The 6,982-nt window shown below is 36.5% G+C and carries 6 protein-coding genes; 5 read left to right on the forward strand and 1 reads right to left on the reverse strand.

Annotation, left to right across the window (positions count from 1 at the left end; genetic code table 11):
• Nucleotides 1-14: 14 nt before the first annotated feature.
• Nucleotides 15-1,718, reverse strand: coding sequence for an NFACT family protein (locus NEH75_RS13165; RefSeq protein ID WP_262949011.1), 1,704 nt, complete (start codon nt 1,716-1,718; stop codon nt 15-17).
• Between the two features lie 234 nt (nt 1,719-1,952).
• On the opposite strand from NEH75_RS13165, the gene gmk reads away from it, so the two are divergent.
• The 5 genes from gmk (at nt 1,953) to NEH75_RS13190 (ending at nt 6,928) form a co-directional block, all read left to right on the forward strand.
• A complete protein-coding gene (gene gmk, locus NEH75_RS13170; protein WP_055242092.1) occupies nt 1,953-2,576 on the forward strand; it encodes a guanylate kinase in 624 nt (207 codons plus the stop codon).
• A gap of 2 nt (nt 2,577-2,578) precedes the next feature.
• On the forward strand, nt 2,579-2,806 hold the full coding sequence (gene rpoZ / locus NEH75_RS13175) for a DNA-directed RNA polymerase subunit omega (RefSeq protein ID WP_055242094.1): 228 nt from the start codon (nt 2,579-2,581) through the stop codon (nt 2,804-2,806).
• A gap of 100 nt (nt 2,807-2,906) precedes the next feature.
• Nucleotides 2,907-5,279 (forward strand): primosomal protein N', encoded by a 2,373-nt coding sequence (gene priA, locus NEH75_RS13180; protein WP_082427825.1) that lies wholly within the window; start codon nt 2,907-2,909, stop codon nt 5,277-5,279.
• Nucleotides 5,280-5,410: 131 nt separating this feature from the next.
• Nucleotides 5,411-6,343 (forward strand): methionyl-tRNA formyltransferase, encoded by a 933-nt coding sequence (gene fmt / locus NEH75_RS13185; RefSeq protein ID WP_055305530.1) that lies wholly within the window; start codon nt 5,411-5,413, stop codon nt 6,341-6,343.
• Between the two features lie 27 nt (nt 6,344-6,370).
• Nucleotides 6,371-6,928: a peptidylprolyl isomerase gene (locus NEH75_RS13190; RefSeq protein WP_055242101.1), complete on the forward strand. Its 558-nt coding sequence runs from the start codon at nt 6,371-6,373 to the stop codon at nt 6,926-6,928.
• Nucleotides 6,929-6,982: the final 54 nt, after the last annotated feature.

Here is a 6,982-nt window from a genome sequence, read left to right on the forward strand (position 1 = left end):
TATCTCCTACTCGATTATTTTAATTTCGTTAAGTTCATAATGAAGCTTTCATCTGGATCGATATAAATCGTTTTTTGATTCTCATATGTGACGAATCCAAGATGGGCAGCAGGTACTTTTTTAACGTGGCGTACGCGTGTGTAATCAATAGGCACACTTGATGATAAGCGCCCTTTTGAGAAATAAGATGCGAGCTGTGCCGCTGAACGAATCGTAGCTTCGCTTAACTCATCGGCATCGCTTCGAACTAAGACGTGCGAACCTGGCATATCTTTAGCGTGGAACCACCATTCGTGACGACGGGCGAATTTATGGGTTAAGTAATCATTTTGTAAATTATTTTTCCCAACGAAAATCTCGACACCGTCTGTTGATAAATATTTCTCGATGTTTGGTTTTCCATTCGTTTTACGTTTTTTAATTTGATGTTTACGTAAATACCCTGCTAACTCAAGTTCTTCTTTAATCTCATAGGCATCTTTTAACGTTGCTGTTTCAATTTGAATCATCAGCGTTTCAAAGTAAGCAATCTCTTTTTCGGTTAACTCGAGTTGCTCTAAAATATAATTCACCGCATTTTTAGCTTTGGTATACTTTTGGAAGTATTTTTGAGCATTTTCAGATGCTGATAACATCGGCTCTAATGGAATATCAAGTTCTTCTAGGTTCTCTGAATAGAAGTTTTGTACACGCACAACTGAGTCACCGCGTTTAATTTGATAGATATTCGCTAAAATTAACTCACCTAAAACTTTATACTGCTCCGCTTTTTCGGAATTCACTAATTCCTCATTTAACTTTTCAAGTTTTTTTACATTTTTGTCATATTCTTGACGGATAAAACGTTCAATATCATGGAATTGTTGTTTAATACGATCGCGTTCATCTTTTCCAAAATAATAGCGGTCAAACATGTCCCATAATGTAACGCACGGAATCAGTTCTCCTTCAATATGATATAGCGGAAGAAGGTAGAAGTATTCTTTGGACGCTATCATGACATGAGGAGAAGGTGCTTCTTGAATTTTAGTCAAGACATTCGTAAACGAGTCATAGATATTTTGGATTGAATCTGATTCACTGCGATAAATGATTTCACGCGCAATGAGTGGAGATAAGCCTTGGAATTTAGCGACCAGTTGTTTATCGTAACGTTCACCTTCAACTATTAAGCTTGAGAAGGTTTCAAAGTCAATATCGGTTGGCAGTTGTTTTTCTTGCGTAGGTGGTAAAATATAGGTAGCACCTGGTTGTAAAGAACGATAACGATTGACAAGAGGTGAGATATGTTTAATCGTATCTAAAATACGATGCGTCGCATCTGTTAAAATTAAGTTACTATGTTTTCCCATAATCTCAATATATAAAAACTTAATCATTTGATCACCGAGTTCGTTGATATGACGAATCGTAAACTTGATGATACGATCATGGTTAATCTGTTCGATGTTATAAATAATTCCACCTTCTAGATGTTTTCTTAAAAACATACAAAACATCGGTGGCTCATCTGGATATTGATAATCAAGCTTTGTGATTTGCACACGAGCATAAGATGAATGTGTTGAAAATAAGACTTTCTGATTTTTTCCTTGTGCACGAATTTGCATTAAAATTTCGTGGTTTGATAATTGATAAATTTTATTGATACGCCCAGCAAGTAGCGATTCCTTTAAGGAAGCAGCGACACTAGACGTCATAAGACCATCAAAAGCCATTAAAAATCACCTCTTTAACAATGAATTTATATTCAAAAGTATATCATTTTTTAAAACTGTTAGACATAAAAATAACTGAAAAATCTCATAATAATCATACTGTGTGTATAGATATTTCTAAAATGTCTAAAATGAACTGTAAAATAATTCATGATAAATTCTGTGTCGAGCTATTTAATTTTGTTGAAATTCATGCTATTATAGTGGAATGAAAGTTTAAGGAGAAGTGAATGCATGAGATTAGTAGAAAAAGGCGTACTAATAGTCATATCAGGTCCTAGTGGTGTAGGAAAAGGAACTGTGCGCGCATCAATATTCGAACAAGAAAACCATAATTTAGAGTATTCAATTTCAATGACAACAAGAAAACCACGCGTTGGAGAAGTTCATGGTGTGGATTATTTCTTCGTTGAAAAAGAAGAATTTTTAGATAGAATTGATCAAGGTCAATTATTAGAGTGGGCTGAATTCGTTGGAAATTATTACGGAACACCGCTTGATTATGTGAAACAAAAATTAGATGAAGGAAAAGACGTTGTTCTTGAAATCGAAGTTCAAGGTGCATTACAAGTTAAAAATGTAATGCCAGATGCATGCTTCATCTTTATTGCTCCTCCTAGCATGGAAGAGCTTCGTAATCGCATTATGACTCGTGGAACAGAAGCGATGGAAGTTATTAATAAACGTATGCAAAAAGCAGAGTCTGAAATTGGACTTGCTCATGAATACGACTATATCGTTATCAATGATACGGTAGAAAATGCTCGTGATCGTATTATGGCAATCATTGAAGCTGAGCATTCACGCTCAAACCGTGTCTTAGAATATTATAATAAGAATATTGTGGAGGTTGAATAGTAATGACAGGAATGCGCTATCCATCAATCGATAAATTATTAGATAAAGTAGATTCTAAATACAAAATCGCTTACATCGCTGCAAAACGTGCACGTCAAATTGTTGACGCTGGACAATCACAATTAGATTATGTTGACGGATTACCAACAGCTAAATGTGCAAAACCAGTTGGGGTTGCTTTAGAAGAACTATTAAACGACGTTGTTGATTTCGAATTAAAAGAACAATAATGATTAAACCTTAGCGAATGCTAAGGTTTTTGTTTTTGCGTACGTTTATCAAAATATGTCGTGTGTTATAATAAAGGTAATGAATTGGGGAGGTGCCAAAGTGATTGCTGAAGTTGTTGTTGATATTAAAAATAAAGCTGTGAATAAAGTCTTTGATTATACGGTGCCAGAAGAATTAGCACATTTAATTCAACCTGGTGTTCGTGTTTTAGTTCCATTTGGACCTCGCACGATTATGGGCTTTGTTATTTCGTTAAAAGAACAGACGGAGTTACAAAATCTACGCCCGATTAAAGAACTGATTGATGTCGTTCCAGTTTTAAATGATGAGTTGCGTGAGCTTGGAATGAGTTTAAGTGAAGAAACAGGAAGTACGATGATTCAATGTTTCGAGGCGATGATTCCAAATGCCATGCGTGCAAAATATAAGAAAAAGCTTCTTTGTTTAAGTGACACGTTATCGCCAAATTTAGCGTCGCTATTTCAAAATTCACGCGTCATTGATTATGAGCAAATCCCTGCTAACCTTTTAAAAGAAGTTAAACAAGCAATTGAACATAAACAAGTTGAACTCATTTATGAAGTGAAAGATCAGCTTGGTAAAAAGATGATTAAATATATAGCACTTGTCGATCCGAAATTAGATTTATCATCATTTAATCGCGCAGCGAAGCAAAAGCAAGTGTTAGAATATTTAATAGCACAGCCGAACCCCGTTTTAAAGTCTCAACTAATGGATGAGTTACAAGTTACTCATGCCATTATGAAAACACTTGTAGATAAATCGGTCATTAAAGAAATCGAGGTAGAAGCCTATCGTGATCCATACGCAGATGTGGTGCATCAACAATCGAAGGCGTTAAAGTTAAATCAAGAACAGCAAGTTGCGGTGACAACCGTGGCTCATGCATGCGAGGAAAATGCACATGATATCTTTTTATTACATGGCATTACGGGAAGCGGGAAGACGGAAGTTTATTTACAGATGATTGAAAATGTGTTGGCTAAGGGACAACAGGCGATTATGTTAGTGCCGGAGATTGCCTTGACGCCACAAATTGCAGGACGATTCAAAAGTCGTTTTCAAAATAAAGTAGCTGTTTTACATAGTGCTTTATCAATGGGTGAAAAGTATGATGAATGGCGTAAGATTTTAAAGCAAGAAGTACAGATTGTGGTGGGCGCACGTTCAGCAATTTTTGCTCCATTTAAAGACATCGGTATTATTATTATTGATGAGGAGCATGAGGCGACATATAAGCAGGAAGAGGCGCCACGCTATCATGCGATTGAAGTAGCTAAACAGCGTGCAATTACGCATCGATGTCCAGTTGTGTTAGGAAGTGCGACACCGTCTTTAGAATCATTTGCTCGTGCTCAAAAAGGGGTTTATCGATTATTAACGTTATCGAAGCGTGCCGTTTCTACAGCGAAGTTACCCACGGTCAAATTGATTGATATGCGTCAACATTCAACGGTCAGTGATCAAATGATTTTAAGTGATGTTTTGCAAGAGGCGATTGCAAAGCGTTTAGAGCGTCAGGAACAAGTCGTGTTACTTTTAAATCGTCGAGGTTATTCGAACTTTATGCAATGTCGCGAGTGTGGAGAAGTGGTGAATTGTCCAAATTGTGACGTCTCACTGACATATCATAAACCAAATCAAAAATTAAAATGTCATTATTGTGGCTTTGAGTCATTCATTTTAAGACGATGTCCATCTTGTCAGAGTGAAGAGTTACGATTTTTTGGTTTAGGAACTCAAAAAGTTGAAGAATATTTACAAGATCAATTTCGGGGTGCACGTATTATGCGAATGGATGTAGATACGACATCAAAAAAAGGTTCACATCAAGAGCTCATTGCAGCCTTTGAACGAAAAGAAGCCGATATTTTAATTGGGACACAGATGGTGGGAAAAGGACTTGATTTCCCAGATGTAACCCTTGTTGGTGTCTTAGCGGCTGATTTAATGCTTCATTTATCTGATTTTAAAGCCGCTGAACGAACCTTCCAATTATTAACTCAAGTTGCAGGTCGAGCGGGTCGTCATGAACTAGAAGGGGAAGTACTTATTCAGACCTATAGTCCAGAACATTACGTCATGAAATGTGTCGTTGAGCAAAATTATCACGCATTTTATGTGGAAGAAATGAAGATGCGCCGTCGTTTTGGCTATCCACCATATTATTATTTAGCCAGTGTCATGATGAGTAGTGAAGACTATAATGATCTTATTATGGCATGCGATAAAGTGAATCAATATTTACGAAATCAACTTGGACATAGCTGTATTATTGTTGGTCCAACTATGCCGTATGTTGGGCGAATTAATCAGCGCTTTCGCATGTATTTTATGATTAAATATAAGCAGGAACCGAGGTTAAGAGCTATTTTGTCTCAGCTTTTAATGTATTTCCAAGAAGGTTCAGTGAGCTTATCACTTGATTTTTTTCCAAATCAGTTTAATTAATTAAAAAAACTTACTAAAGATGGTAGTAAAATGTCGATAGATGTGGTAATAATAATTAGAGTCTAGATTTATCGTTTAATCTCACATCCATATGCTAGATGTGATTTGAGCTACAATAGAGGAGGGACAACATGACACGTGTTGTATTTATGGGAACTCCTGACTTTTCAGTTCCTGTTTTAGAAACAATTATTAAAGAAGGTTATGAAGTCGTTGGGATTGTCACACAACCTGATCGTCCAGTTGGACGTAAACGTATTTTAACACCAACACCAGTTAAACAAAAAGCGTTAGAGCACAACATCCCAGTGTTCCAACCTGAAAAAATTAAAGAAGATTATCAGACAGTTTTAGATTGGAATCCAGATTTAATTATTACAGCTGCTTTTGGTCAAATCATCCCGAAAATTTTATTAGATGCACCAAAGTTCGGATGTATTAATGTTCATGCTTCGTTATTACCAAAATATCGTGGTGGTGCACCGATTCATAAAGCGATTATTGATGGTGAAAAAGAAACAGGAGTTACAATCATGTACATGGATGTCAAAATGGATACAGGAGACATGATTAGTAAAGTCGTTGTTCCAATTGAGGAAAAAGATCACACAGGAAGTATGTTTGAAAAATTAAGTGTTGCTGGGGCGAAGCTTTTAGCAGAAACGTTACCTAAATTATTAGCAGGTGAGATCGAGGCAATTCCTCAAAATCATGAAGAAGCGACATTTGCATGGAATATTAAGCGCGAAGATGAGCGCATTGATTGGTATAAACCAGCCAATGTTTTATATAACCAAGTTCGTGGACTTCACCCTTGGCCAGTAGCATTCACGCAATTAGATGAGTTATCAGTAAAAATTTGGTGGGCTGAACCAAATAATCATTTATATGATGCTGAACCTGGAACGATTGTGAAAGTTGAAAAAGATGGAATCGTGGTGGCATGTGGTGATCATGCTGGATTAAAGATTACAGATATTCAAATCTCAGGGAAAAAACGTATGGATGTTGCAAGCCTTTTAAATGGTTCACATCCAATTGAAGTTGGAAAGAAATTCAACTAAGAAATGATCTATAGGAGGTAGTAAGACATGGCAAAACAATATGTTGGACAAACAGAATACTCAAAAGATACGAATCCAGTGGCAACAATTGAAATGGAAAACGGTGGAGTAATGAAAATCGAATTATATCCAGAAGTAGCTCCACAGTCAGTTCGTAACTTCATCTCATTAGCAAACAAAGGATTCTACAACGGTGTTATTTTCCACCGTGTCATTCGTAGTTTCATGATTCAAGGTGGAGACCCACAAGGTTTAGGAATTGGTGGACCAGGATACAGCATCTACGGAGAATTCAAATCAAATGGGTTTGATAACCCAGTCAAACATGAACGTGGAGTTATTTCTATGGCGCGTACAAACGTTCCAAACTCGGCTGGATCACAATTCTTTATCATGCATAAAGATTCTTCACATTTAGATGGAAGCTATGCAGCCTTCGGTAAAGTGATTGAAGGAATCGATGTTGTTGATCAAATTGCTAGCGTAGAATGTAACCATTTAGATCAACCAGTCATTGGGCAAGTCATGAAATCAGTGACAGTTGATACTAAAGGTGTTGACTACGAAGAACCAAACAAATTATAATTTCTAAAAGGACTAAACGAAAGTTTAGTTCTTTTTCTATATAGACCATCATGC

The sequence above is a fragment of the Turicibacter sp. T129 genome (genome assembly GCF_025594975.1).
Taxonomy (GTDB): Bacteria; Bacillota_I; Bacilli_A; order MOL361; family Turicibacteraceae; genus Turicibacter; species Turicibacter bilis.